Genomic DNA, 23810 nt, shown 5'->3' on the forward strand with positions numbered 1-23810 from the left:
GTTACTTCGGCACCTCAAGCTTGTAGCCTACGCCCCAGACGGTGGCAATCATCTGCGCTGCAGCCGGTGAGACGCGGTTCAATTTTTCCCGCAGCCGTTTGATGTGCGTGTCGACGGTCCGCAGATCGCCGAAAAACTCGTAATGCCACACGTCTTTCAGGAGCTCCTCACGGGTAAAGACCTTGTCAGGCGACAGCGCCAGGTAATGGAGCAGCTCGTATTCCTTGGGCGTCAGGTTTACTTCCTGCCCGCTGGCGATCACCTTGTGAGCGTCGTGATCAATCGTCAGATCAGGGAAAACGAGGACCGAGTGGCTGTTGAAGTTATCCGTCTTGAGGTATGCGGTAGCCGAAGAACGACGCAGAATCGCCTTGACGCGGTATACGACCTCACGCGGGCTGAACGGCTTAACGACGTAATCGTCCACCCCGGCCTCGAAGCCGTGCACGCGGTTGGTCTCTTCCCCTTTGGCGGTCAGCATGATGATCGGCGTCGCTTTGTGCTCGCGGATTTTTTGGCACACCTCAATCCCGTCCATGCCGGGCAGCATCAGGTCGAGCAAAATGATGTCGTAGTCGGTCGCCAGCGCCATCTCCAATGCCTGTTCCCCGTTGTCCGCTTCGTCGATGACAAACGCTTCTCGTTCCAGGTACATTTTCAGCAGACGGCGAATGCGTTCCTCATCATCCACCACTAGAATGCGTGCCGCTTTTTCCATACCATACACCCCTTGGGTCCATGTTTTCAATCAAAATGAATCAGATCGTCCCAAACGCTGGCGGACAGGCCAGCAATTTGCGGCGTCTGCCGGCACTACACCCCTGCGTAGGAATGCAGTCCGGCGATCACCAGGTTGACCACCACCAGCGTAATCAGGATGATGACAAACCCGATGACAGACATCCAGGCCGATTTGGCGCCGATCCAGCCGCGAGACAGGCGCAGGTGGAGATACGCGCTGTAAAACAGCCAGACGATCAGCGCCCACACCTCTTTCGGGTCCCAGCCCCAGAAGCGGCCCCACGCCTCTTCCGCCCAGATCATGGCGAAAATCAGCGCCCCCAGCGTAAACACGGGGTAGCCGATACTAACGGCGCGATAGCTGATCTCATCCAGCAGTTCCGGTTCAATGCTGTTCAACGACGGCTGTATGACGGCTCCCAGCCGTTTGCGGAAAATCAGCCGCAAGCCGACGTACAGGACCAGCCCGGAGATGACGGACCAGATCATCGTGTTCAGCTTCCGGGCCGCATCTTTGCCTTCCATCCAGGCGGGCGCCTCGAACAGCGGCGTTATCGGACCTGCTTGGACTACCGTGGAACCATTCGGCGCAACGATGGCCGGCAGGGTATACTCTATCTTCGTGTTGCCCGCCTGGTTCTGAGTGTTCTCCTGATTTTGGTTCAGCTCAAAGACGGTCTTGGCATCCATGCGGGCGAACGCGGAGTCCATCCCGATGAAGCCGACCAGCATCAGCACCACGGCCAGAACCGTTTCCAGCCAGCGGGTGCTCTTCGTCGCCCTGTCTTGCGGGACGGTCCGCACCAGGTACATCAGCCCGGCGGCAAAACCGACTGCCAAAATCCCCTCGCCCAGAGCAGCCGTGGTGACGTGAATGTGCAGCCAGTAGCTCTGCAGTGCCGGGATCAGCGGCGTAATCTCTTTGGGGAAGACGTACGAGTACGCCAGCATGATGACCCCGAGCGGCAACACGAACATGCCAATTACGGTCAGCTTGTAGATGCGGTAGATGATCAGGTAGGCCAGGATGATACAGTAATCGAGAAACGCGATAAATTCGAACATGTTGCTGGTCGGGCTGTGGCCGCCGGCAATCCATCGCGTCACCACGTAGCCGGTTTGGGCGAGAAAACCGACCACCGCCAGCCAGTAGGCGGTCCGGCCATACTTCAATTCGTGCTGTTTCGGATCGCGTCCCGCCCAGTTTTTCCCCGTCATCGCGACGACGAATACAATCGACGAGAGCACGTACAGCACAAAGGCAATATCCAGTAGCCAATCACTCAGTTGAATGAGCTGCACGTCAATTTACCCTCCTTGGAGCCGCTTACGCTTTCGATCTGTCCTGCAGCGCGATTTGCAGCCCCGTCTGTTCAATTAGCATCTGCATCTCTCTGCGCAACCCGTACCAGTTTTTGTTGGTGTGGCCAGCCAGGAGCAGCCGCCCCTCATGAAACTGCACCCATATCCGGCGGTGCTGCCAGAAAAAGCCCATCACCACGCCGATCATGAAGATGATCGAACCGAAGTAGATCACGGGTACCGCCTTGTCGATGCGCACCATCAGACCCGAAATGTCGATCAGGTCCGGCATCTTGATCTCCAGTGTGTAACGGGAGTCCGCTTTCTGCGTGATGATCGTGCCGCTCACGTACACCAATTTTTCCCGCACGTTGTCTTTTTCCGAGATCACTTCCAATGCGAACATCGGATTTTTCGGCAGGTTGGTCTTTGTCGCCGGTTTGTTGTCTTCTCCCATGACAAAGTCGGGAAAGTAATCCAGTACGCGAACCTTGATCCCGTCGCCCACCTGCAGTTCCGGATTGGGCTCGTAGAGATCCAGCCTGATCGGACCGATCGCTTTGCCGCCAGCCTGCTTGTCGATCAGCTCAAAGTTGAGTGCGCCCAACTGCATCTCCTGCACACCCGACTGGACCAAAGACAGGTCTTCATGGATCAAGGGGTGGTTTACCAGGATCGATCCCCGCTTCACTTCGACCAGTTCCGGCTTGGCGCCGGGCAGATCGGCGTTCTTGTTCAGATAGAGAATCGCGTCCGTCTGGTACTTTTTCGGGATTACGCCCCCGTTCAGATCAAGCGCTTGCGGCATCTCCTCTTCTGACCAGTACTCGGTATGGTACGCCACGTTTTTTATGTAATACGGCGTATCCGGCACCGCCACGGTCTGCCCCTCACGCACCCAGACGAACTGGTCCAGGTAAAAGCCGGGGATATTCCGCATCAGGACGCCAATCAGGAAGATAATCAGCCCAATGTGGTTGACATAGGGACCCCAGCGGCTGAACCGGCCTTTTTCCGCCATCAGCGCATCGCCGTCGCGGAAAATGCGGTAGCCTTTTTTCCGCAGGGCTTCGGCTGCCTTATCGGCAAGCGCACCCGGCTCGGTCTCGGCGGGATGCTCCGCTTCGCCGTACAGTTTTTGCCCTTGCAGGAACGAAACGTGTTGGTTGACGCGCGGTTTGTTCAGCGCCTTGTAGAGCGGGATCACCCTGTCCAGGCTGCAGATGATCAGAGATGTGCCCAAGGCTACCAGCAGCGTGACAAACCACCACGACGAGTACATGTTGTGGAACCCCAACGCGTAGTAGATCTGCCCCAGCGTACCGTACGTCTCGCTGTAAAACCTGGCGACGTCATCCTCCGTCGGAACCGGTACGGGAATGTACTGCTGCTGCGGAAAGATCGTACCGATGGCGGAGGCGATCAAAATCACAAGGATAATGGCAATGGCGACCTTGACGGATGAGAAGAAATTCCACACCCGGTCAATCAGGCTTTTCGTATTGGTCTGCGATCGACGGGCCATCCCTTCGTAACGCATGTCGGGAAAGGCGACCCGTCCATTCTGTGCAGCCTCTCCGGTTTGTGCGGTCAACTCCTGTTCCAGCGGCCTGCCGCACGATTCACACAGCAGCGTGCCAACCGGATTGGCGTGTCCGCATTCACATTTTCGCTGATCCATGTTGCTCCTCTCTTACGGCAAGATTTTGGCCACTTTTTCGGCGATCATGTCCTCGTTTAACGGCCCCAAGAAAATTTCCTTGACTTCTCCGTCCGGATCGATGAAAAACGTCGACGGAATTTTATCAATGCGATACAGTTTGGTGATTTGCGACTCGCGGTCCATCAAGATCGGGAAAGTCACGCCAAACTGCTTCAGAAACGGTTCCACAGCGACCGGTGTTTCGCCGATGTTCACTCCCACAATCACCAGTCCCTTGTCCTTGTACGCTTCGTACTGCTTCTGCAGGGCGGGCATTTCCTGTTTACAAGGGCCGCACCACGTCCCCCAGAAATTGAGCACGACGCCTTTTCCCCTCAAATCAGACAAGGCGATGGACGGGCCGTTCAGCTGTTCCAGGCTGAAATTTGGAGCGTCTCTGCCTACTTTCACCGCGTTGGGGTCCTTTACAAAGCTGGAATAAACGGCGAAGACCAGTGCCGCCAGCAAAACGCCCAGAATCGCCACTCTGATGTATGTACGATTGCTCTTGTTCATGATTGTCCTAACTCCCATCTGTGCCTGTTGCCGGCCTGTTTGCTTCCTTTATTTATTATAACGTTCCTTGATTTTCCGCCAGCGAACAAGATATGAACAGATTTTGAACGCTGATTCAGCGGCGGTGCGGCAAGTGCTTGCGGTCCCGGGTCAGGCCCCGTTTCAACCGCTCCACTTCCGACGTCGTCAGCGGCCGGTACTGTCCCGGCTCCAGTCCTTCCAGCGTGAGAAACCCCAACTTGACGCGCTCCAGACTCAACACCGGATGGCCGATCGCTTCACACATGCGGCGCACCTGGCGATTGCGCCCTTCGTGAATCGTCAGCTCCAGCAGCGCCCGATCACCGGCGGCCGACGTCTTCAGCAGCCTTGCCTGTGCGGGAGCCGTCATGCCGTCCTCCAGCTTGATTCCCCGCTCCAGTCTGTCAACCTTTGCCGGGCTGGGCACTCCTCTTACCCAGGCGCGGTACACCTTATCAATCTCGTAGGAGGGGTGTGTCAGCATGTTGGCCAGTTCCCCGTCGTTCGTCAGCAGCAGCAGACCCGACGTGTCGTAGTCCAGCCGTCCCACTGGATAGACCCGTTCCTTTACACCTTTCAGCAGATCGGTGACGACGCGGCGGCCCTGCGGATCAGAGACACTGGTGATGACACCCGTCGGCTTGTACAGCAGCAGGTAGACGTGCTGTTCCAGTCGAATCGGACGTCCGTCGACGACGATCCGGTCCGTGTCGGGATCGACCCGCGTTCCCAATTCCCGCACCACTTTGCCGTTTACCTGCACCCGCCCCTGCACAATCAATTCTTCGCAGTGGCGGCGTGAGGCGACGCCGGCGTGCGCCAACACTTTTTGCAACCGTTCCATGGATGGTTCACCTCTACAACATCATACCCATTCTTACCAGTGTGGACAAGAACAACAAAAAACTTCCCTCGACCGGGAAGTTTTCCAACCAGCGCATCACGGTTCAGCCAAAGACGTAGGAGACGATCAACAGCGAAAAGATGACGCCCGCCAGATCTGACCACAGCCCAACCCGCAGGGCGTAGGCGGAATTGCGGATGCCGACCGCGCCAAAGTAGACGGTCAGCACGTACAGCGTGGTATCCGTGCTTCCCTGCATCGTGGCGGCCAGCCTGCCGATAAACGAATCGGGTCCGTACTGAGCAATCAGGTCAGTGGCCACCGCCAGCGACCCCGTGCCGGTAAGCGGGCGAAGCAGCGCGAGCGGGACGATCTCTTCCGGCACGTGCAGTACCTCGAGCAGCGGTTTCAGGACGGAGAGCAGCAGTTCCAGCGCTCCGGATTCACGGAACATCGTAACAGCCACCATCATCGCGATCAGATGGGGCAGGATGCGGATGGACGTGGTCAGCCCGCCTTTGGCTCCGTCGACAAACGTCTCGTACACGGGAATCCGCCTGTGCCAGCCGTACACCAGCACGAACGCGATCGTGACCGGAATGGCCCACAACGAAATCAGGGAAACCCATTGGTACATGCCGGCTTCCCTCCTTTATCTCAGCCTGCGGGTGTGACGGTATCGGTGCCAACGATCCAGCAGCAGGGCGACAGCCGTAGCGCCGAACGACGCCAGGAGCGTCGTGCCCACGATTTCGACCGGATTGGCCGAGCCATACTGCATGCGAATCGCAATCATCGTCGTGGGGATCAGGGTAATGCTGGCCGTGTTGATCGCCAACAGTGTGCACATGGCCGGGGTGGCGTGCTGTTTGTCGGGATTCAGTTTTTGCAATTCCTCCATCGCCTTCAGTCCCATCGGCGTGGCCGCATTGCCCAGCCCGAGCAGATTTGCGCTCATATTGGACAAGATGTAGGCCATGGCCGGATGTCCGTTGGGCACGTCGGGAAACAGCCGCTTGATCAGCGGCGCCATCAGCCGGGCGAGCACATCCAGCAGCCCCGCTTTCTCGGCGATGCGCATCAAGCCCATCCAGAAGGCCAGCACGCTTACCAGCCCGAACGCGACGGTCACCCCTGTTTTGGCTCCTTCAAATGCTGCCTGATTAACCGCATCCAGCCGTCCGTTGACGGCGGCCACGACGATGCTGACGACGATCAGGGCGAGCCAGATGACGTTAAGCACTCCACATCCCTCCCGCCATGATCTCCCAGACATGGTCCCAGAACGTCCGCGTCCGCCCGGGCGTCCAGGCCGGTGAGGTATCCTGCACGGTGAGCGGCACCCGGCCGATCAATCGGTCGCCGAGGTACACCTGCAAAAATCCGACGTGACTGCCGATCATGCGCTTCGTCACGGACGGCTGGAGCAGTTCCACTTTCGTGCGGATCTGTTCGGCTTCGCCGTTTTGCAGCGGGTAGGCAAACTCGTTGATCGTCACCAGACGCAGCGATGGATCTTCTGCTGCAACATTTGCCTGAATCGTTTGCCCCTTGGCCACGACTTTGCTCACGGCAAAGTGCTCAAACCCCCAGTCCAACAGCTTCATTGAGTCATTCCAGTCATCCGGCGCATTGAGCGTAATGGCCGCCAGCTGCCGACCGTCCCGCGTAGCGGAGGAAGCCAGACAGCGTTTGGCCAGCTTGGTGTAGCCGGTCTTCACTCCGTCCGCGCCGTTGTACAGATGCAGCAGCTTGTTTTTGTTCTGCAAGCGCCGGTCCCATTTCTCCCCTTCCCACGAAATGGTCTTTACCTTGGTCGAGACGATTTGGCGAAAGATCGGATTGCGCAGCGCGTAGGCGGAAAGCTTGGCCATATCCTCTGCGGTGGAATAGTGCATGTTGCTGTCGTCGAGACCGTGTGGATTGGTGAAGTTGGTGTGGGTCATGCCGATCAGCGCCGCCTTTTCATTCATCAGGTAGACAAAACCGGGCACTGATCCGCCGACGTGATGGGCCACGGCCACGGCAGCGTCGTTGCCGGAGCGGAGCATCAGCCCGTACAGCAATTCTTCCAGCGTCAGCTTTTCGCCCTGCTTGAGGTAGATGGAGGAGCCTTCCACTCCGACCGCTTCCTTCGGCACGGTCACGACGTCCGAAAGCCGGCCCGACTCGATTGCCACAATCGCCGTCATGGTTTTGGTCAGGCTGGCAATCCGCATTTTTTTCGTTCCGTTTTTGGAGTACAGGATGCGCCCGCTGGCCACATCAATCAGGGCGGCCGCTTCCGCGGAGACGTCGGGGAACCCGTTTGCGGCCTCCACCTGCTGCTGCATGAAAAATATCTGCCAAAAAAGAAAAACGACGAGCACGCCGCACAGTTTTTTCCGTACCTTCATAACGTCCTCCCCAACGAATGTAGTACCGGCAGTTTGTACCAGTATATGGGGACGAGTCGTTTGGTAGTACCGAAACTGTCCGATGGCGACTAGCTAGTCGTTTGTCGTCTCTTCCGCTTTTCCGAACAGGGCGGACGCCTCCATCCGGGCTTCCTCGATGTTCAGGTTGACAGGCGGCTCAGGCAGATCACTCAATTCCCGCAGCCCGAAATGTTCCAAAAACTCCTTGGTCGTGGCGTAGAGGATCGGCCGCCCCACGCCTTCCGCCCGGCCCGCTTCACGGATCAGCTGTTTGGAGAGCAGCGTGTTCAGCGCCTTTTCGCACTTCACGCCGCGTATCTCCTCGATTTCCGAGCGGGTGATAGGCTGCTTGTACGCGATGATTGCCAGCGTCTCCAGCGCCGCCTGGGACAATGTGGACTGGCTCGGCGACGAGGCCAGCCGTTCAAAATAGGGGGCGTGTTCCGGCAGGGTGGTCAGTTGGTAGGCGCGGGCCACCTCCACGATCTGAATGCCGCGTCCCGCCCGGCGAAAATCTGCTTTCATGTCCTCGATCAAATCGACGATGGTATCTTCCGGCACTTCGACAATCTCGCTGATTTGCTTGGCGTCAATGCCCTCGTCGCCCGAGATGAACAGCAAGCCCTCGATGACGCCCTTCAGCTTGTCATAGTCCATCAGCTTGGGCTCCTTTCTCCGTATTCTCGCAGATCATGATGTCGTGAAACAGCTTGTGCTGCACGCAGGTAACGTGTTTGGCCTTCATCAGCTCCAACAGGGCGAGAAACGTGGTGACGATCTCCGTACGCGACGCCCCTGGTGAAAAAAGCTGAAAAAAGCGGATCATGCCGCCGCCCACCCGCAAAAGCTGCCGGATGTCCTGCATTCTGTCCTTGATGGAAATTTCATCACGCGACACCTTGGCAATCGGGTCTTTCTCCTTGACCCGTTTCACCAGCTTTTCCAGTGCGCTCAGCAGGTCGTACAGGGTGACGTCCTTGATCGTCTGCTCCTCTTCGCGGACGTAGGGAGACAAGTCTTCCGCCGGACGCGTAAACACCTGGTTGCGCCCTGTCTCCATCTCGCGGAGCTGATCGGCCAACAGCTTGTACCGTTTGTACTCCAGCAGCCGCTGCACCAGCTCTTCCCGCGGGTCTGCCTCTTCCACGTCCATGTCCAACAGCGGTTGAAACACGTGCTCTTCCTTGCGCGGCAGCAGCATTTTGCTTTTGATCGACAACAGTGTGGCCGCCATCACGACGAATTCGCTGGCCACATCCAGCTGAAGCTGCTGCATCGTGTCGATCGTCGCCAGATACTGTTCGGTAATCTCCGCAATCGGGATATCGTAGATGTCTACCTCCGCCTTTTCGATCAGGTGCAGGAGCAGGTCGAGCGGGCCTTCAAAGGAATCTAGTTTGATGCTGTATGACACAAGTAACTCCCTCGTTTCCCACTGGCTAGAACAGCGATAAGATGGCGGTAGCCGCATCTGCCACCAACGAGATGGTCATGCTCAGCGGCGTATTGAGAATCAGGCCCCGCAGCGCCGGCAGGAAGATGAGCAGCAGCAGAAGCCACGGTCCGTATACCTCCAGTTTGTAAAAGAATCCGTCCCAGCGGCGCGGCGATAGAAACCGGACGATTTTGGAGCCGTCCAGGGGATGAATCGGCAGCAGGTTGAACACGAACAGCGCACAGTTGATGAGCACGCAGTTAAACAGCGTTTCATGAATGGCGATAGCAGCCTTTTCGTGCATGCCCATCAACATGTACGACTTCATCACCCAGCCGTAGATCGTCATGAAGAAAACAGCCAGCACGAGGTTGATCAGCGGGCCGGCCGCCGACACGTAGACGATCCCCAGCCGTTTGTTGCCGCGGAATTGCAGTGGATTGATCGGCACGGGCTTGGCCCAGCCAAACGGTCCGAACAAAATCAAAATCAGCCCGAATGGGTCAATGTGGGGAATCGGATTGAGCGTCAGACGCCCTTCCCGCTTGGCCGTGTCATCCCCCAGCTTCCAGGCCACGTAGGCGTGCGCCCACTCGTGCAGCGTAAAGGCGATGACGAACGCAATCAAGCGAAACGGCACCGTTTCCCACTCAAAATGAAACAGATCCGAAAAGTCCATTCCGTTCTCCTCCGAAAAAATCGCTATCTTCTAGCATACCAGCAGACTGGGAGGGATACAACCCCGAGTGCATGGGAGAACGGGGCTCTATCGACAAGCAGCACAAAATCCCCTCCGGCAGACCGGCTTCGCCCTGTACGCACCTGGGCGTTTCCCGCAGTCCACCGCGAGGGGATTTGATGAATGCAACGGATATGCTCCCTTGCCGCTATTCAGCGAACACTTCCACTTTTTCCATTCTGTCGCCTTGCTTGATCGCATCCACGTGCTCCATGCCTTTCGTCACGCGGCCGAAAACGGTATGAACGCCGTCCAGGTGGGGGAAGGAGTCGTAGCAGATGAAGAACTGGCTTCCGCCCGTATCCTTGCCCGCGTGCGCCATCGACAGGGAGCCGCGCAGATGCTTGTGCGGATTGCCTTCGGTCTCGCACTTGATGGTGTAGCCCGGACCGCCGGTTCCTGTGCCGTACGGGCATCCGCCCTGCGCCACGAATCCGGGGATGACGCGGTGGAACGTCAGGCCGTTGTAGAATCCCGAATTTGCCAGTTTTTCAAAATTGGCCACTGTTCCCGGCGCTTCCTGATCGAACAGTTCCAGCTCGATCTGGTTGCCGTTTTCCATGGTGATCAACGCTTTTTTCATTCTATTGCCTCCAGACGTGGGAAGAGTCATAACGCCCCCATTTTACCACGCTGCACTTCCCTCGTCCAATCTCTTCCGCTGCTGTCTTAGCGCAGCACTTCAGCACATGTGGGAAGCAGGTCGTGACGGATCAGATCGGCGAAGCTCTCCCGCTTCACCACCAGCTGCGCTTCGCCGTCCTTGACAAAGACGACCGCAGGGCGCGGAATCCGGTTGTAGTTGTTGGCCATGGCGTAGCCGTAAGCGCCAGTGCTGGTGACAGCCAGGATGTCGCCCGCTTGTGCCGGCGGCAGTGTAACATCCCAGATCAGCATGTCCCCCGTCTCGCAGCATTTGCCCGCAATCGAGACCTGTTCCGTCGCCGGTTCGTTCATGCGGTTGGCGACAGCCGCCTCGTATTGGGCCTGGTACAGCGCCGGCCGCAGGTTGTCGGTCATCCCGCCGTCCACGGCCAGGTATTTGCGCACGTCAGGAATCTCCTTGCGAGAGCCGATGCGATACAACGTGGTGCCTGCCTCTCCGACAATGCTGCGGCCCGGTTCGATCCACAGCTCCGGCAGCGGGATGTCACGGGCAGTCAGTTCCTGCCGCACGGCTGTCGTGATTGCTTTGACGTACTCCTCTGGCGGAAGCGGCGTGTCCCCCTCCACATAGCGGATGCCGAAGCCGCCGCCAACGTTCAGCACTTGCGGAAGATAGCCAAACCGCTCTTTTGCTTCCAGAAGCAGTTCTGCCAGTCGCTCAACGGCGATGATAAAGCCGTCCGTCTCGAAGATTTGTGAGCCGATATGGCTGTGTACGCCGAGCAGGTTCAGCCAGTCGCTTTCGTGGGCCTGCTTGATCGCGTCCAATGCCTGCCCGCTCTTGACATCAAACCCGAATTTGGAATCCTGCTGGCCGGTGGAAATGTATTCGTGCGTATGCGCCTCTACACCGGGCGTCACGCGCAGGAGCACCGCCACCTTCTCATTTCGCTCCTCGCCCAACTGCCGGAGGATGTCCAGCTCGTAAAAATTGTCGACGACGAAACAGCCGATGCCGGCATCCAACGCCATCGTAATCTCTTCCAATGATTTATTGTTGCCGTGGAAGTGAATCCGCTCGGCGGGAAACCCGGCCTGCAGGGCGGTGTACAATTCGCCGCCGGAGACGACGTCGAGCGACAGTCCTTCCTCCTCCACCAGCTTGCACATGGCCATGGTGCAAAACGCCTTGCTTGCGTAGGCGACCTGAAAACGGAACCCGGACTGGCGGAACGCCTCCATGTACGCCCGGCATTTGCTGCGAATCAGCGCTTCATCGTACACGTACAATGGCGTCCCGTACCGGACAGCCAGCTCCGTGACGTCACAGCCACCTATTACCAAATGTCCCCGTTCGTTTACTCGACTGGTTCCGTGCAAAAACATCCCCAAATCCTCTCCAATCTCCTGCTGCATACCGTGCGGTTGCGTTGTGTCTTTATACATAAAGGCAACTGAGCGCAATTGGCCAGTTGCCGTAACCACCTAGCATCCGAGGCTTACCATTCAATTTACTACAATAAAGTGCGTTTGACAATGGGTTAGGGCTTAATTGTCAGAAAATTCCCCGGCAGTCTACTGCCGTGACGAGTCGGAGGAACGGACAATGCTCGGCCGCTTGTTTTTCATCGGCACGGCCATGCGGATCACCACGTCCTTCATCGCCTTGTAGTTGAACGGAATAAACGGCCAGAGGTACGGGGTATCCAGCGAGCGGGTGGCGGCCAATCCCACCAGTACGACGGTCAGCCCAATCATCAGTCCGGCCGTGGAAAAGAAGCCGACCATCAGAATGAGGAAGAGGCGGACAAGCCGATTGGCCTGCGCCAGTTCATAACTGGGGGTGGCAAACATGCCGACGGCGGCCACCGCCAGGTAGAGGATCACTTCAGGCGCGAACAGCCCCACCTTGATCGCTACTTCCCCCACCAGAATCGCCGCCAGCAAGCCCATCGCGATTGACAGCGGCTGCGGCGTGTGAATCGCCGCCATCCGCATCAGATCGAGTCCCAATTCCGCCAGGACAAACTGCCCCAAGAGCGGAATTTCCGCCTTTTTCTTAATGCCGATATAGGCAAGCTGATCCGGTATCATCGAAGGGTGCATCGCCAGCAGCAGCCAGACTGGCAGCAGAAAGACAGAGGCGAAGATTCCAAAAAAGCGTACCCAGCGCAGATAGGCACCGACGACAGGGGTCTGGCGATACTCCTCGGCGTGCTGGACGTGATGAAAATAGGTGGCGGGCGTGATCATGACGCTCGGCGACGTGTCCACGTAGATCAGTACGTGTCCCTCCAGCAGATGAACCGCCGCCACGTCCGGCCGCTCCGTATAGCGGACGAGGGGAAACGGGTTCAGCGTTTTGCCGATGATGAATTCCTCCACGGTTTTTTCCGCCATCGGAATACCGTCAATCTGGATATTTTGCAGACGCTGTCTCAGCTTCTGGATCAATCCCTCGTTGGCCACATCCTTCAGGTAGGCGAGAGCCACGTCGGTTTTGGTCCGCTCCCCAATCTGCATGATTTCAAAACGCAGCCGTTCGTCCCGAATCCGCCGCCGCGTCAGAGCGGTGTTGGTCACCAGCGTTTCCGTAAACCCGTCGTGGGCGCCGCGGACGATTCGCTCCGTATCCGGCTCTTCCGGCTGACGCGTGGGCAGTTCCTTGGCGTCCATAATGATCGCTTCCGTCGACCGGTCGATGATAATTCCCACCTGGCCCACGAGGAGCTTGTCCAAAAACTCGTCGGTGGTGGACACTTTGGTCAGCTGAAAAAACGGGATGTACTTGTGGTACAAATGTTCGAGTACGTTGGACTGCATGTCCCGCTCCCGCAAATCGTTCAGGTCGCGCATTACCTGAACGACGATGTCGGAACTGGCAAAGCCGTTTATGTAGTACAGCAGGAGACGCGTGCCGCCCACGGTAAACTCGTGCACACCCACATCAAAACTGACCCCCACCCCCAGCTTTTCATTCAGATACTCCTTGTTCTCGTCCACGAATTCCGAGATGGGGCGCCGTTTCGTCGCGACTTTCTGTGCCATGGGAACCGCTCCTTTCCAGTATCCATTTCACCGCTCTCAATGTGACCGGGCACCCCTTGTGCAGGTGATCCCTGCCCTGCATCTTGCCGATGTCCCCGATGCCGATGATGTTGGGCACCTGCAGCTCGTTGAGGACGTCAACCGTATCTCCGTAGATGCGGTTTTCCAGCGAGTCATCGGGAAAACCATTCTTGTCCACTGCCTCGTCTACAATCCGCTCCCGGTTGTCCACCGAGACCTTCACTGACGCCCCCCTCACCCCTTTGGTGTTGGAGGCGACGGCGATGGCGCCCAGGACTTCTATATCGGGATGCCCGACCACGTATTCGAGTGCCCGTTCGCCCTGGCCACGTCCGACGTCGCCGTTGTCGTCAAACATGACCAGCACCGGATCGGAGGCAGCCGTTTTGATCAGTTCCACGATCTGCTTGCCGGACAGAGGCGTGGGATTTCCCGCTGACAGGGAAATGGCGCGGCCGCCGATCTGACGTGCTACGGCCTCTACCGCTTTTTGCGCGACGTGATCACCGTCGGTCACCAGAATGACTTTTCGCCGTTGTCCGCGCATGAGGATCACCGTCCCGCTGCATCGGTATTTCAGCCTTTGGGTTTGAAGACAAGTGATGCCAAAAAGCCAAACGCGATCGCCGCAGAAATCCCGGCGCTGGTAACCTCGAATATACCGGTGATGACGCCGATCAGTCCGTGTTGTTCCGCTTCGCTGATCGCTCCGTGATACAGCGCATGGCCAAAGCTGGTGATCGGCACAGTGGCTCCGGCGCCGGCAAAGTCGATCAGCTTGTCGTACACGCCGATGAAGTCCAGAACGACACCGGAGACGACCAGCGTGCTCATGACATGGGCGGGAGTCAGTTTGGCGACGTCCATGAGCAGTTGGCCCACGACGCAGATCAATCCGCCCACCACGAATGCGATGAGGTATTCCATTACGCTTCTCCTCCTTCCAACGCCACGGCGTGGGCGATGCACGGGATGGAATTGCCCTGCTGGTAGCTGACCGGGCTTAACAACGCGCCGGTGGCACACACCAGCACTTTTTTCAGCAGCCCTTTGTTCAGCTGGTCGACGATGTAGCCGTAGGTGACCACGGCACTGCTGGCACAGCCGCTGCCGCCCGCGAACACCTCCTGTTCGGGTGAGTACACCATTAAGCCGCAGTCGTTGTATACGCCTTCCATGTCATACCCTTCCCGCTGCATCCATTCCTTGACGATTGGATACCCGACCGATGCCAGGTCACCCGTGACGATCAAATCGTAATCGCGCGGAGTTCGGCCGGTGTCGGTGAAATGAGTCTGCAAGGTAGAGACGGCAGCGGGCGCCATCGCCGACCCCATGTCAAACGGGTCCTTCACTCCCATGTCCACCACTTTGCCGATGGTCGCATAGGTAATACGCGGCCCGTTTCCGCCGATACCGACCAGTCCCGCCCCCGCTCCCGTCACGGTCCACTGGGCAGACGGAGGCTTTTGTCCGCCGTACTCGGTCGGATAGCGGTATTGACGCTCGGCTGTCGCGTTGTGGCTGCTGCAGGCGGCAATCGCCCGGTTGACGTAGCCGGCGTTCACCAGCGCTGCCGCGTTCGCCAGAGTGAGCATGGAGGTGGAACAAGCGCCGTACATGCCCATGAGCGGGATGACCAGCTGCTCTGCCGTGAAGTTGGTCGTAATGTTTTGGTTTAAAAGGTCACCGGCGATGATCACGTCGACATCCTGTTCGGTCAGCCCCGCCTTGTCCAGAGCAAGCTGCACCGCATCCTCCATCAATTGACGCTCTGCATCCTCCCAGCAATCCTGGCCGGCATACATGTCGTCGTATACCTTGTCAAAATAGGTCCCTAGCGGCCCTTCCCCTTCCTTGGGGCCGACCGCAGTCGCCGAAGACACAAGCCGCACGTCCCTGGTGAACTGCCAGGTTTGCCGGCTAACCCGGAATTCCCCTGCTTGGCTGCCCACGATACGTCCCCCCTTACGTGAACATCTTCCAGAGTGTCTTCAAGATGCCCGCGACAAAGGCGGCCACCACGCCAAACACGATGACGGAACCGGCCAGCTTGAACATGTTGCCGCCGACCCCCAGCACATATCCCTCGCTGCGATGCTCAATCGCGGCAGAGGCGATCGAATTGGCAAACCCGGTTACCGGCACTGCAGAGCCGGCTCCCGCATACTGGCCGATGTTGTCGTAGATGCCCAGGCCGGTCAGCAGCACGGACAAAAAAATCAGGGTGGCCACGGTCGGATTGCTTGCTGTTTTTTCGGTAAATCCGAAAAAGCTGATATACATGTTCTGCAAGATTTGTCCCAAGAGGCAGATCGTCCCGCCTACCCAAAAGGCGCGCAGCGAATTGAGCAGGACGTTTCGCTTTGGCTGGTATTTGGCCGCCTGTTGCTGATACAGTTGCTTCGTCATGGGCATCGAATTGGACGTTTTCGTCTTGGTCCCCACCTTGATCACTCCTTATTGATTCATAAGTGCAGTGCTGCCACTCCTGACCGCATGCATATGGCATATCCATATGATTCCAATTACGATTCACTTCTATGAATGGATGTGTTTTCCATCATAGTGCGCGATTACAAGTGAAACAGCCACTGCAGCAGTGAACCGCCAATCTTTCCGAACACCATCGCCATCAGCAGGACAATCAGCTTATCGTCCACGTTCAGCCTTTTCGCCAAGATCGGAAACACGTTCAGCACCTCGGTCAATCCCGCCGCCAGCATGCCCACGAACACGCCGGCGATGATGCCGTACAGGGAAGTGATCACCAGCGGCAGACGCGCCACCCATTGAAAAAAGTCAGCCAAGGTAAAAAATAGGGCACCGGCCACGAGCGCCCATTCCAGCGCCTGAATGTAGCGCTTGGCATTGGTCAGCTGCGCCAGCCGCGGAATGATGTCCAGCACGGTGATAAAGGCGACGAATCCGCTGCCGACGGCCACTCCCCCTCCCAGTCCGATCAGCACCAGCAGCAGATAGTGCCAGACGTTCATGTCTTGGTCCGCTCGTTTTCCTTGTTTTCGTGCTGGATGTAATACTGATCCAGGCTTTGCTGATACATGAACAACTCCACTTCCAGCGGACTGGGCTCTTCTGTAATCCGTTTTTTAAACAAATGATTAAAAAACAGGATCATCCCCAGTCCGATTCCGATCGAATAGGGGATTTGCAGCCACAGCGGCTGCTCGCTCGCCTGCCCGGTGATCAGGTAGTGGATCCGCTGATGAACCTGCAGCATGCTCACGTCCGTATGAAAGTTCATGATCGCCAGACCCGACCCGACAAACAGCAGCAGCCATACTGCGGCTACCAGCACCAGCTTGGGCCGTTTCCGCGGGTTGAGCACTTCCACGATGATTTGCGCCGCTCCCTGAATCTCCAGCGGGGTTTCCGGGTAGGCGGTCCGGATCTTGCGAATCACCTGCATGATGTCGATGATGATTAGATCGCCGTCTTCCGGCTGCACGCGATAGACAGGCATTCTCGCTAATGCCTTCTCCCGTTCCCCGTCCCAGTAGAGCTGGCAGATGTCTCCCAGGGTGATCACCGCCTGCGGTTTGACAGACAGCCGTTTTCGCAGTCGCAGATACAAAGGTTCTTGCACGTCCACCCCTCCTTTGTGCCCTGCCGATCTTTCGCTAGTATGCGCCGTTTGCCGGTCCTATCATGCAGTTGCAGCCTCACACTTTATCGCGCATAAAAAAAGACCAGACGAGCTTACTGCTCAATCTAGTCCCAGACTGAAGACAAACGGTTCATTGAGTTAACGTCCACAAAAAATGATTTCCAGGCCAAAAGGCCTGCCTATTCATCAACCGAAGCGGAAGACAATGGGCATCGCATGGCGGGATGGGCCAAGCGAGCTCCTTTGACGACCGACTCAGCGAAAAAAACGAAGACGCGGGAATCAACAGGGGACACAAGTCTCACTTCATCGAAATACCCAGATGTTTGTCCCCTGCCCGCGTCTCGTTTTGGAGCGGACTTCATCCGCTTCTGTGCTGGGCGTCAAGCGAGCGAGCGGGCCCGATCTCCCATGCGCCGCGAACTTTGTCTACACGCTGAGACCAGACGAGCTTACTGCTCAATCTGGTCCCTGATTGTTTGCAAGATGCGCTTCTCCAGCCGCGACACCTGCACTTGCGAGATGCCCAGCCGCTCTGCCACTTCCGATTGGGTCTGATCCTTGTAGTAGCGCAGATAGACGATCAGCTGCTCCCGCTCGTTCAGCCGGCTGATAGCGTCCTTCAGCGCAATTTTTTCAAACCATCGGTTGACGCCTTCATCGGCAATCTGGTCAATCAGCGTAATCGGATCACCGTCGTTTTCAAACACCGTCTCGTGAATCGACGACGGCGCCCTGCTCGCTTCCTGAGCCAGCACCACCTCTTCCGGCGTAATGCCCACAGCCTCCGCCACTTCCGAAATGGTCGGCGCCCGGCCGTACGTTTTATACAGCTCGTCTTTTGCCCGCCGCACCTTGTTGGCCGTCTCCTTGAGAGAGCGGCTCACCTTGACCGTCCCGTCGTCGCGCAAAAACCGCTGAATTTCCCCGATGATCATCGGCACGGCGTAGGTGGAAAATTTGACGTCGTACGCCAGGTCAAACTTGTCCACGGCCTTCAGCAAGCCGATGCATCCAATCTGGAACAGGTCGTCCGCCTCGTAGCCGCGGTTGATAAAGCGCTGGACGACCGACCACACCAGCCGGATGTTGCTGTTGACGAGCAGCTCGCGGGCTTCAGCATCTCCCTTCTGGCTCTTGGCAATCAATTCCTTCACTTGATCATTGGTCAGAAAAGGCTGACTGGCATTTTTGATATCGGCACCCATTGGCACTACCCCTAATTTTGCAAGGCTTTGGCACACGAAAGGCGTTTGGTCAGGCGAACGGTGGTTCCTTTTCCGACGGCGGTCACCACCTCCAGTGTGTCCATGAAATTTTCCATGATCGTAAAGCCCATTCCGGAGCGTTCCAGTTCCGGCTTGCTGGTGTAGAGCGGCTGCATGGCCAGATCGACGTCCTCGATGCCTTTGCCCTGGTCTTCTACCAGCAGATCGACCAGGCCGTCTTCGATGCTGACAGAGATGCGGACCACGCCTTCAGCGTTTTCCTCGTACCCGTGAATGATCGCGTTGGTAACAGCCTCGGACACAACCGTTTTGATCTCTTCCAACTCTTCGACCGTCACATCCCATTGCGAGATGAACGATGCGACGGCCACACGGGCAAACGCTTCGTTTTGGCTCAGGGCAGCAAACGAGACCGTCATGAAATTGCGCGTGGTCATCTTACGCCACCCCCAGTACATGCAGCGCTTCCGCTTCGCTTTCGCGGAACTTGATCACCTTGAACAGGCCTGACATCTCAAAAATCCGGTAGATGGTCGGATTGATCGAACATACGACCATTTCGCCGGAGCGGGCAGATATTTGCTTGTAACGGCCGAGAATGACTCCGATGCCAGAGCTGTCCATGAACGCCAAATCGGCCAGACTGAGTACGATGTGGCGTATATGCGTATTGCGCAGAATCCCATCCACCGTGCTGCGCAACTCTTCCGCCGTGTGGTGATCCAGTTCTCCCTGCAAACGGACGACCAGCACGTCCTGCTTGGTCTCCGTGGCGATGCGTAGACTCATGGCTGACACACTCTCCTTCATCCCGTAGTTCTCTCTCTTTTCTGTCCGGCGTGTTCCATTTCCTGCCATGCGACAAAAGAACAAAAAAATCGAGCAGCCGAAGGTCACATTCGTGGCAACTCGATTCTTTTCGCGATCGTGCTGACAGTTCAATAGCCAATCAAGACGTGTTTTGTGGTTCGCTTGAGAATCTCCCACATGCCTGCCTTCTCTATCGATTGCTCCGGATAGAGATCAATACGGCTTACTTCTTTGCCTTCCTTGTTTCGGATGAAGATGTGACCGACAACCTGGTCTTTGCTGATGGGCGCATTTACCGTCTGATTCAGGACGACCTCCCTGGTGTAGTGATCAGGCGATTCGCCCCGCTTCATCAGCAGACTGACCGCTTGCGGTGTAATGACATTGACCTGCGGCAGCTTTCCCTTGTCCACGGTGATCGGCTGCACCACTTCTCCCTTTTTATAGACCGGCTGCACCTGGAAGTGGGTAAACGCGTAGGTGAACAGCGTGGCCACTTCCGCATTGCGCGTCTTGGTATCGGGTTCTCCCATCACGACGGCGATCACCCGCATGTTGTTGCGCTTGGCAGTTGCCGTCAGGCAGTATTTCGCTTCGCTGGTGTAACCTGTCTTCAGCCCGTCCACCCCTTCGTAAAACCGGACGAGGCGGTTGGTGTTGACCAGCCAGAACGGATTGTCCGTGTCTTTTCGCAAATAGTCCTGATAGGTCCCGGTATATTTGGTAATCAGTTCGTGTTTTAACAGCTCGCGGGACATAATCGCAATGTCCATCGCCGAGGAGTAATGATTGGGGGCCGGCAGACCGTTGGAATTCACAAAATGGGTATTCTTCATGCCGAGCTGCTTGGCCCGCTCGTTCATCCGGGCCACGAATGCCTCTTCTGTGCCGGCCAGATGCTCGGCCATGGCGACAGAGGCGTCATTGCCGGACGCGATTGCGATACCCTTGATCATGTCTTCGACGGTCATTTCTTCTCCGGGCTGCAAAAAGATTTGTGAGCCCCCCATCGACGCCGCCCGTTCGCTGGTGCGAACCTTGTCGGTCAGCTTGATCTCGCCTCGATCCAGCGCTTCCATGATCAGCAGCAGCGTCATCACTTTGGTGATGCTGGCCGGAGGCAGTTTTTCATGCGCGTTTTTCTCGAACAGAACGGTGCCCGTATCCGCTTCCATCAAGATGGCGGACGTCGCGTGCGGCGCGAAATTCATCTCCTTTTGATCGGGGGCGGGTTTTTCATTGGCTGCCGCCGCCATTGGAGAAAAGAAAGCAACACATGTGATGAGCACAGACAGACCCAGATTCAGCGTCCTTTTCATAGCATTCCCTTCCCTCCATTCATGGTTTTATTCTGACCAATCAAACAGGAAAATATTCACATGGAAGGCAACAGCGGATTTCCGAGAGCGAAACGCTTCACACGGGACAGGCAGCTCCCACCACTACCTTTCCCATTTTTGCTAAAGAAAAGCCCCCTTCGCCCGGGCGAAAGGGGACCGCATTCAGATCACAAACTTGCGAACGTTGTTGGACAATTCATCCGCCAGTGATTTCAGTTGTTCCACATTTTCACTGATCCGCGCAATGGCGTTCAGCTGTTCGTCGACCGTTTCCACGACGCCGCCAAGCGACTGATTGATCTCATCTGACATGGCGGAGAGCCGGTGCATCGAGCTGGTAACCACCTGGTTGCCGGCGGCCATCTCTTCTGACGCGGCCGACATCGCTTCGCTCTGTTCCGCCGCCGATTGAATGTCGGCGACGATGTGCTGGAAGGCAACACCCACTGACTCTACGGACTGAAGTCCATTGTTGACCATCGCGACGATCTCGTCCATATGGCTGCTCATCCCCATCGCGTCGTTGTTGATTGAATGGGCAATGGAGGCGATGTGTTCAGAGAAGGCACTGCTCTCTTCCGCCAGCTTGCGGACTTCGCTGGCGACGACGGCAAAACCGCGTCCCGCTTCGCCGGCGCGGGCAGCCTCGATTGTCGCATTGAGCGCCAGCAGGTTGGTCTGCGCGGCGATGTTTCTGATCATCTCCACGATGCTGGTAATCTGGCGGGCCCGGTCTCGTAGGCCATGCATCTGACGGGCCGTCTGCTCCACTTCACCGGTCGCGTGCCGGACGGTGGAGATGACATTTTCCACCAGTTCCAATCCGTCCGAAGCCCGCTCGAAGGTGCGTGTCGTGGCCAGCGTCGTCGATTCCGCCGCTACTGCCACTTGTTCCACCCCTTGCGAAATCTCCGACACGGTACGGACGGCAGCCGCCACTTCACCCGTTTGCAGGGCGACCCGCTCGGAAATGGTGGAGACGTTGTCCGTGATCAGCTGAATCGCCCCTTTGTTTTGCTGGGCGAAGGCCGACAACTCGTCGGCGGCGTCGTTCAAACGGGCGGCTTGTCCCTGCACGAGCGAGATCAGCGTGCGCAGTTCCGCCACCATTTCGTTCATTTTTCGGCCCACCATGGCCAGTTCGTCGCTGCCTTTGACCTCGATCTCCACGTCAAACCGGCCGGAACCGATGCGCTCCATGTCCTTGGCGATCGCGTACAGCGACCTGCGGATGCGCTTGGCGAACCACCAGATCAGCATGGACGACAGGGCAATGGCAGGCAGGCTGATGAGGGCGAAGTAAAGCCCCATACCGTTTACGTCTCCGTACACCTCGTCGATGCCCGTAGTCAGGACGACACTCCAGCCGATCGACGGGATAGGCGCCAGTGCCGCAAAGGAGTCCAGCCCGTCTGCTTCATACAACAAGCTGCTGCTTTGCTTTTGTCCTGCCAACTCGAGCATCTCCTCGTAGTCGCCGTTTTCGGCAAGGGAAAGCTTTCCGTTTTGCCCGGGGTCGCGGTGAGCAATGACCAGCCCGTCCGGCCGGACCACAAACGCATACCCGTTCTGCATGAACGGAATCGCCTCTACCTTGTTGATGATCGGCTCAATCGTAAAGCCGACTACCAGCACGCGAGAGGTATCCTTGTTTTTCTCGCCGACCGGTGTGGCGATGTAGAGATAGCTTCTGTCACCGCCCAGCACGATCTCTTCATCCGAGACGACTGGGGCCTCTGTCGACACGACCTGTTGAACGAACTTCTTCTGCCTGAAATCCGTCTCAACCCGCCCCGTTAGCGAGTACAGCGCTTTTCCGCTGGCCGTATCCACCAGGTAGATTTTCGCAATCTCCTTGTGGCTTTGCCGCAGCAGTTGGAACTGCTCCTTAATCAGCGGCTCCATCTCCGTCATCATCACGCGCTTAGACGCCGTCTCCCGTGCAGAGTCCATCATTTCCACGATCCAGTCCTCCATGCTGGCGGCATGCTGTTCCGCCAGCATTTTCGCCTGGGTGGACGTGATCCCGATCAGCGTCGACTTGGACAGGGACAGCGCTATAAATTGAAGAGAACCGATAATGACCAAAACAAGAACAATGCCAAACGCAATCATTTTGGTGGCAAGCGAACCCTGGAGCTGTCCCTTGAACGACTCCAGCACCCGGGGCGTATTCCGCAGCCAACTCGGCAATGTTTCCTTGCGCACTCCTCGCAGACGCATGTCCCGAAAATGCGGCAGTCGCAGTTTTTTCATGAGCCAACAGCCCCCTTTTTTCCAATCAGAAGCTCCATAATATGCCAGGCCGGCAGCAATGAAAAAAGCCTCTGCGAACAGATATCAGGTGAAGATACCCAGTCGTTTCGCAGAGGCCACATGTACCGTGTTGTCAAGAAAGGAAGGATTCCCAATCGGATTGATCGGGAATGCCTGTCCTTGCGTTTCTAGTTGTATAAATGGCAGGCCGCGAAATGGCCCGGTTCCACCTCTTTCCACACCGGCTCGGCAGCGGCGCATTCCGGCATCGCCTTCGGGCAGCGGGTGCGGAAATGGCAGCCGCTCGGCGGATTCATCGGGCTGGGCACGTCGCCCTGCAGGACGATGCGCTCCCGTTTCCGCTCCACTTCCGGGTCCGGAATCGGGATGGCCGAAAGCAGTGCCTGGGTGTAGGGATGGAGCGGTTTTTCATAGAGCTTCTCACTCTCGGCCAGCTCCACCATTTTGCCAAGGTACATGACGGCGACGCGATCGGAAATGTACTTCACCATCGACAGGTCGTGGGCGATGAACATGTAGGTCAGGCCCATCTTTTCCTGCAGCTGCTGCAGCAGGTTGACCACCTGCGCCTGTACCGACACGTCCAGCGCGGAGATCGGCTCGTCGCAAACAATAAACTTCGGCTCGACCGCCAATGCGCGGGCGATCCCGATCCGCTGGCGCTGACCGCCGGAGAATTCGTGTGGGAAGCGGTTCATGTGTTCCGGGTTCAGGCTGACCAGCGACAACAGCTCTTGAATTCGTTCCTTGCGCTTCTGGCCGGTCGCCAGGCCGTGAATGTCAAGCGCCTCGCCGATGATGTCGCCCACCGTCATCCGCGGGTTGAGCGACGCGTACGGGTCCTGGAAAATCATCTGCATCTTGCGGCGCATTGCTTTCATTTCCTGATGGTTCAGTTTCATCACATCTTGACCTTCAAACAGGACTTCGCCTGCAGTAGGCTCGTACAATCGAAGAATGGTACGGCCCGCCGTGGATTTGCCGCAGCCAGACTCCCCTACCACGCCAAGCGTTTCGCCGCGCTTGATCTCAAAGGTCAGATCGTTTACGGCTTTCAGGGTATTGTCACCGATCTTGAAAAATTTCTTCAGATTGCGTACTTCAATGAGTGTATCGCGTTTCTCCACTGGTTAC

General features: G+C 57.2%; 26 protein-coding genes. All 26 read right to left on the reverse strand.

The window, feature by feature from the left end:
* Position 1: 1 nt before the first annotated feature.
* Positions 2-718: a response regulator transcription factor gene (locus Q7F15_RS11210; RefSeq protein ID WP_171565537.1), complete on the reverse strand. Its 717-nt coding sequence runs from the start codon at positions 716-718 to the stop codon at positions 2-4.
* Positions 719-813: 95 nt separating this feature from the next.
* Positions 814-2043 carry a c-type cytochrome biogenesis protein CcsB gene (gene ccsB / locus Q7F15_RS11215; protein ID WP_304414376.1) on the reverse strand — a complete coding sequence of 410 codons (1230 nt, stop codon included), beginning with the start codon at positions 2041-2043 and terminating at the stop codon, positions 814-816.
* A 25-nt stretch (positions 2044-2068) separates the two neighbouring features.
* Complete coding sequence (gene resB, locus Q7F15_RS11220) at positions 2069-3724, reverse strand: cytochrome c biogenesis protein ResB (protein WP_171565539.1); 1656 nt, start codon at positions 3722-3724, stop codon at positions 2069-2071.
* A 12-nt stretch (positions 3725-3736) separates the two neighbouring features.
* On the reverse strand, positions 3737-4261 hold the full coding sequence (gene resA, locus Q7F15_RS11225) for a thiol-disulfide oxidoreductase ResA (protein WP_171565540.1): 525 nt from the start codon (positions 4259-4261) through the stop codon (positions 3737-3739).
* A 115-nt stretch (positions 4262-4376) separates the two neighbouring features.
* The gene (locus Q7F15_RS11230; RefSeq protein ID WP_212132036.1) at positions 4377-5126 is read right to left on the reverse strand and encodes a pseudouridine synthase; all 750 of its coding nucleotides are present in this window, start codon (positions 5124-5126) and stop codon (positions 4377-4379) included.
* Positions 5127-5229: 103 nt separating this feature from the next.
* Entirely contained in the window at positions 5230-5763 is a 534-nt protein-coding gene (locus Q7F15_RS11235) for a spore maturation protein (protein WP_171565542.1), read from the reverse strand.
* A 15-nt stretch (positions 5764-5778) separates the two neighbouring features.
* A complete protein-coding gene (locus Q7F15_RS11240; RefSeq protein WP_171565543.1) occupies positions 5779-6369 on the reverse strand; it encodes a nucleoside recognition domain-containing protein in 591 nt (196 codons plus the stop codon).
* A complete protein-coding gene (locus Q7F15_RS11245) occupies positions 6362-7522 on the reverse strand; it encodes a D-alanyl-D-alanine carboxypeptidase family protein (RefSeq protein WP_171565544.1) in 1161 nt (386 codons plus the stop codon). Before Q7F15_RS11245 ends, Q7F15_RS11240 begins: the two co-directional genes overlap by 8 nt.
* Before the next feature lie 93 nt (positions 7523-7615).
* Positions 7616-8200: an SMC-Scp complex subunit ScpB gene (scpB, locus tag Q7F15_RS11250; protein WP_171565545.1), complete on the reverse strand. Its 585-nt coding sequence runs from the start codon at positions 8198-8200 to the stop codon at positions 7616-7618.
* Complete coding sequence (locus tag Q7F15_RS11255; RefSeq protein ID WP_212132038.1) at positions 8190-8957, reverse strand: segregation/condensation protein A; 768 nt, start codon at positions 8955-8957, stop codon at positions 8190-8192. The genes scpB and Q7F15_RS11255 overlap by 11 nt, the downstream gene beginning before the upstream one ends.
* A gap of 25 nt (positions 8958-8982) precedes the next feature.
* The gene (locus Q7F15_RS11260; RefSeq protein WP_171565547.1) at positions 8983-9657 is read right to left on the reverse strand and encodes a site-2 protease family protein; all 675 of its coding nucleotides are present in this window, start codon (positions 9655-9657) and stop codon (positions 8983-8985) included.
* A gap of 208 nt (positions 9658-9865) precedes the next feature.
* Positions 9866-10300 carry a peptidylprolyl isomerase gene (locus tag Q7F15_RS11265; RefSeq protein WP_029099542.1) on the reverse strand — a complete coding sequence of 145 codons (435 nt, stop codon included), beginning with the start codon at positions 10298-10300 and terminating at the stop codon, positions 9866-9868.
* An 86-nt stretch (positions 10301-10386) separates the two neighbouring features.
* On the reverse strand, positions 10387-11709 hold the full coding sequence (gene lysA, locus Q7F15_RS11270) for a diaminopimelate decarboxylase (protein ID WP_304414377.1): 1323 nt from the start codon (positions 11707-11709) through the stop codon (positions 10387-10389).
* A gap of 189 nt (positions 11710-11898) precedes the next feature.
* Positions 11899-13371, reverse strand: coding sequence for a spore germination protein (locus Q7F15_RS11275; RefSeq protein ID WP_171565549.1), 1473 nt, complete (start codon positions 13369-13371; stop codon positions 11899-11901).
* On the reverse strand, positions 13298-13939 hold the full coding sequence (gene spoVAEA, locus Q7F15_RS11280; protein WP_171565550.1) for a stage V sporulation protein SpoVABEA: 642 nt from the start codon (positions 13937-13939) through the stop codon (positions 13298-13300). Before spoVAEA ends, Q7F15_RS11275 begins: the two co-directional genes overlap by 74 nt.
* Positions 13940-13968: 29 nt before the next feature.
* Positions 13969-14319: a stage V sporulation protein AE gene (gene spoVAE, locus Q7F15_RS11285; RefSeq protein WP_171565551.1), complete on the reverse strand. Its 351-nt coding sequence runs from the start codon at positions 14317-14319 to the stop codon at positions 13969-13971.
* A complete protein-coding gene (gene spoVAD / locus Q7F15_RS11290; protein WP_171565552.1) occupies positions 14319-15347 on the reverse strand; it encodes a stage V sporulation protein AD in 1029 nt (342 codons plus the stop codon). The genes spoVAE and spoVAD overlap by 1 nt, the downstream gene beginning before the upstream one ends.
* Positions 15348-15360: 13 nt before the next feature.
* Positions 15361-15840 (reverse strand): stage V sporulation protein AC, encoded by a 480-nt coding sequence (gene spoVAC / locus Q7F15_RS11295; RefSeq protein ID WP_171565553.1) that lies wholly within the window; start codon positions 15838-15840, stop codon positions 15361-15363.
* 128 nt (positions 15841-15968) lie between these two features.
* Complete coding sequence (locus Q7F15_RS11300; protein ID WP_171565554.1) at positions 15969-16388, reverse strand: stage V sporulation protein AB; 420 nt, start codon at positions 16386-16388, stop codon at positions 15969-15971.
* Positions 16385-16999, reverse strand: a complete 615-nt coding sequence (locus Q7F15_RS11305) for a stage V sporulation protein AA (RefSeq protein WP_171565555.1) — start codon at positions 16997-16999, stop codon at positions 16385-16387. Before Q7F15_RS11305 ends, Q7F15_RS11300 begins: the two co-directional genes overlap by 4 nt.
* Positions 17000-17472: 473 nt before the next feature.
* Positions 17473-18228, reverse strand: a complete 756-nt coding sequence (sigF, locus tag Q7F15_RS11310) for an RNA polymerase sporulation sigma factor SigF (RefSeq protein ID WP_171565556.1) — start codon at positions 18226-18228, stop codon at positions 17473-17475.
* Between the two features lie 11 nt (positions 18229-18239).
* Complete coding sequence (gene spoIIAB / locus Q7F15_RS11315; RefSeq protein WP_171565557.1) at positions 18240-18686, reverse strand: anti-sigma F factor; 447 nt, start codon at positions 18684-18686, stop codon at positions 18240-18242.
* A gap of 1 nt (position 18687) precedes the next feature.
* Positions 18688-19038, reverse strand: coding sequence for an anti-sigma F factor antagonist (gene spoIIAA / locus Q7F15_RS11320; protein ID WP_171565558.1), 351 nt, complete (start codon positions 19036-19038; stop codon positions 18688-18690).
* A 149-nt stretch (positions 19039-19187) separates the two neighbouring features.
* Entirely contained in the window at positions 19188-20378 is a 1191-nt protein-coding gene (locus Q7F15_RS11325; protein WP_171565559.1) for a D-alanyl-D-alanine carboxypeptidase family protein, read from the reverse strand.
* A gap of 183 nt (positions 20379-20561) precedes the next feature.
* Positions 20562-22655, reverse strand: a complete 2094-nt coding sequence (locus tag Q7F15_RS11330; RefSeq protein WP_230076867.1) for a methyl-accepting chemotaxis protein — start codon at positions 22653-22655, stop codon at positions 20562-20564.
* A 188-nt stretch (positions 22656-22843) separates the two neighbouring features.
* Complete coding sequence (locus Q7F15_RS11335) at positions 22844-23803, reverse strand: ABC transporter ATP-binding protein (protein ID WP_171565560.1); 960 nt, start codon at positions 23801-23803, stop codon at positions 22844-22846.
* Positions 23804-23810 lie beyond the last annotated feature (7 nt).

This window comes from Brevibacillus aydinogluensis (assembly GCF_961514395.1).
Lineage (GTDB): Bacteria > Bacillota > Bacilli > Brevibacillales > Brevibacillaceae > Brevibacillus > Brevibacillus aydinogluensis.